Here is a 3547-nt window from a genome sequence, read left to right as displayed (position 1 = left end):
TTATATATCAACCGAATTTGACAAAGAGCCATTAAAATTTAGACAACATATGTGAGTTGACCTTCATTTTTATAAACATCATCAATTGTTGCGCCACCTAAGCAAACGTCGCCATCATATAATACAACGGCTTGTCCAGGTGTGATTGCACGTACTGGTTCATCAAAATCAACACGGATTTGATCATCACCGATTTGTGTCACTGTCACCCCTGTATCTTTTTGACGATATCTGAATTTTGCGGTACAACGATAACCTTGTGATAAGTCGATATCATTCACAAGTGAAACGTCAGAAGCGATCAAATAATCACTGTACAATGCATCATGATGGAAACCTTGTTCTACATATAACACATTATCTTCAAGGTTTTTACCTACAACAAACCATGGATCGCCATCGCCACCGATACCTAAACCATGACGTTGACCGATTGTGTAATACATTAAACCGCCGTGTGTTCCCATTTTTTTACCGTTTAATGTGCGCATATCACCAGATTGTGCTGGTAAATAATTAGATAAGAAATCTTTGAAGTTTCGTTCGCCGATAAAGCAGATTCCTGTCGAATCTTTTTTCTTCGCAGTTGCTAAATCTTGTGCTAACGCGATTTCTCTGACTTCTGATTTCTCCATGCCGCCAAGTGGAAACATTACTTTAGATAGTTGTTCATGCGTCAGTTGATTTAAGAAATATGTTTGGTCTTTATTATTATCCACACCACGCAGCATTTCTACTGTGCCATCTTCATTGCGTCTTACTTGTGCATAATGGCCTGTCGCCACATAATCTGCACCGAGTTTCATAGCATGGTTTAAAAATGCTTTGAACTTAATTTCTTTATTACACATCACATCAGGATTTGGTGTGCGTCCTTTTTTATATTCATCTAGGAAGTAAGTAAAGACTTTATCCCAATATTCTTTTTCGAAGTTTACCGCATAATACGGTATACCGATTTGGTTACAAACAGCAATCACATCATTGTAGTCTTCTGTCGCGGTACAAACGCCATTTTCATCAGTGTCATCCCAGTTTTTCATGAAAATACCGATGACGTCATAGCCTTGTTCTTTTAAAAGATAGGCAGTCACTGAGCTGTCTACGCCGCCAGACATTCCTACTACAACACGAGTATCTTGGTTGCTCACGCTTATTCCTCCTTAAATTTCAAATAAATTTTCTGTATTTCTGCTACGATATATTTAATGTCACGTTCAGTTGTTAATTCGTTAAAACTGAAGCGGATTGATTGTTTTGTTCTAGGGTCGTCATCACCATACATGGCTGCTAAGACATGTGATGGTGTAGTTGAACCTGCAGTACATGCAGAGCCTGATGAGACTGCAATATTCGCTAAATCAAGCAAAGTTAACATCGTTTCCACATCGATGAATGGGAAGTACAAGTTTAAGATATGTCCTGTTGTATCGGTCATTGAACCGTTCACTTCAAATGGAATACTGCGTTCTTGTAAGTTGACTAAAAATGTTTCTTTAAGATTCATTAAATGAATGTTGTTTTCATCACGATGTTCTGTAGCTAATTTTAATGCTTCAGCCATTCCCGCAATTTGCGGTACATTTTCTGTTCCTGCACGACGTTTTGTTTCTTGTTCACCGCCAAGTTGTGAAAATTGAATAGGTGTCTTCGGTTTAACTAACAATGCACCGACACCTTTAGGGCCACCGAATTTATGTGCTGTTATACTCATTGTATCGAATTTAAAATCATCAAATTCAATCGGCAGATGTTCAACTGCTTGTACAGCATCCACATGTAAATAAGCATCATGTGCTTTAACGATGTCTTCTATATCATACATCGGCTGTACGGTACCTACTTCATTGTTCACAAACATGATAGAAACAAGAATAGTTTCATCACTCATAGCTGCCTTTAATTGTTCTAAATCGATGATACCTTCACGATCTACATCTAAATACGTAACGTGAAAGCCTTCACGCTCTAGTTGTTCAAATACATGCAAGACAGAATGATGTTCAATTTTTGATGTAATTAAATGCTTTCCTTTATGTTGATTAGCATATGCTAACCCTTTAATCGCAGTATTATTAGATTCAGTTGCCCCACTAGTGAAAATCACTTCATTAGGCGTTGCGCTTAATAATGACGCAATTTCTCTACGTGATGCATCTAAATATTGTCTGGCATCTCTACCTACACGATGAATGGATGAAGGATTGCCATAATGCTTCGCATACAATTCCATCATCTTATCAATTACTTCTTCTTTTACTGGAGTTGTTGCTGCATAATCTGCATATACTTCCATTTGTCAGACACTTCCTCACAATTTTATCAATGTTCCAATTCTAGCACCAACACTACAATTTTTCTAGTACTCTGTTCCACAAATATTATAACATGCAAAGCACATGCTTTAAGCAATAAAATTCTTTCTAATATTTGTTCTTGTTATAATTAATATATCATTCAAAACGAGGAGGTCTTTATGTGAGTGAAATTAAAGTTTCTGCACTCAATTTAGTACCTGTTAAATCAGGTGAAGATGAGAAGCAAGCCATCGATAATATGGTGGACTTAGCTCAACATCTAGATGAATTAGGATATGAACGATATTGGATTGCAGAACATCATAACGCTCCGAATTTAGTGAGTTCTGCGACAGCGTTATTGATTCAACACACATTAGAGCATACGAAAAACATCCGTGTCGGTTCAGGCGGTATTATGTTGCCAAACCATGCACCATTAGTCGTAGCTGAACAATTCGGCACATTAGAAACAATGTTTAAAAACCGAGTCGATTTAGGCTTAGGTCGTGCACCGGGTACAGATATGATGACAGCGAGCGCATTACGCAGAGATCAACATAATGGTGTTTATGCGTTCCCTGAAGAAGTTGCACAACTACAAAAATACTTCGGACCAGAAAACCAACAAGGTTACGTACGTGCATATCCTGCTGTTGATAAAAACGTTCCGTTATATATTTTAGGTTCTTCTACAGACTCTGCACATCTCGCTGCAAGAATGGGCTTACCTTATGTATTTGCTGGTCACTTTGCACCGCAACAAATGAGAGAAGCTATGTCCATTTATAAAGAATTATTCGAACCATCTGAAGTATTAGACAAACCATATATGATTGTATGCTTGAATGCGATTGTTGCTGAAACAGATGAAGAAGCTGAAAAATTAGCAACAACATTAGCACAAGTTACAGTGAGCATTACACGCGGCAGAATGGAACCGCTGCAACCACCAATTGATAATTTAGCAGATGTGCTTACTCCTGCAGAATTACAAATGGCAAAAGGTCGCTTAGGTGTTTCATTAGTAGGTTCAGAAGAAACTGTTAAACAACAAATCGAAAAATTCATGGATATCTACGGCGAGTTTGATGAATTGATGGCAATCAGTTATATCTATGATCAAGAAAAACAAAAAGAATCATTCGAACGCTTGCAACGTGTTATGAAACAAGTTCGTAAATAAATATATATATACGTTGATTAGTATTTTGGTTAAAATCGAGTAGGAGAGTAATCATTAATTGACC

3 protein-coding genes are annotated in these 3547 nt (G+C 37.4%); 1 reads left to right on the top strand and 2 read right to left on the bottom strand.

The annotated features are described in order from the left end of the window. Positions 1 to 38 precede the first annotated feature (38 nt). Positions 39 to 1151: a tRNA 2-thiouridine(34) synthase MnmA gene (gene mnmA, locus HMPREF2937_RS08255; RefSeq protein ID WP_002481106.1), complete on the bottom strand. Its 1113-nt coding sequence runs from the start codon at positions 1149 to 1151 to the stop codon at positions 39 to 41. 2 nt (positions 1152 to 1153) lie between these two features. After that, the gene (locus HMPREF2937_RS08250; protein WP_002481107.1) at positions 1154 to 2296 is read right to left on the bottom strand and encodes a cysteine desulfurase family protein; all 1143 of its coding nucleotides are present in this window, start codon (positions 2294 to 2296) and stop codon (positions 1154 to 1156) included. A gap of 182 nt (positions 2297 to 2478) precedes the next feature. On the opposite strand from HMPREF2937_RS08250, the gene HMPREF2937_RS08245 reads away from it, so the two are divergent. Next, the gene (locus tag HMPREF2937_RS08245; protein WP_002481108.1) at positions 2479 to 3483 is read left to right on the top strand and encodes an LLM class flavin-dependent oxidoreductase; all 1005 of its coding nucleotides are present in this window, start codon (positions 2479 to 2481) and stop codon (positions 3481 to 3483) included. Positions 3484 to 3547 lie beyond the last annotated feature (64 nt).

Source organism: Staphylococcus sp. HMSC061G12 (genome assembly GCF_001838465.1).
Taxonomy (GTDB): Bacteria; Bacillota; Bacilli; order Staphylococcales; family Staphylococcaceae; genus Staphylococcus; species Staphylococcus simulans.
This window is presented reverse-complemented; position numbering and strand designations above follow the sequence as displayed.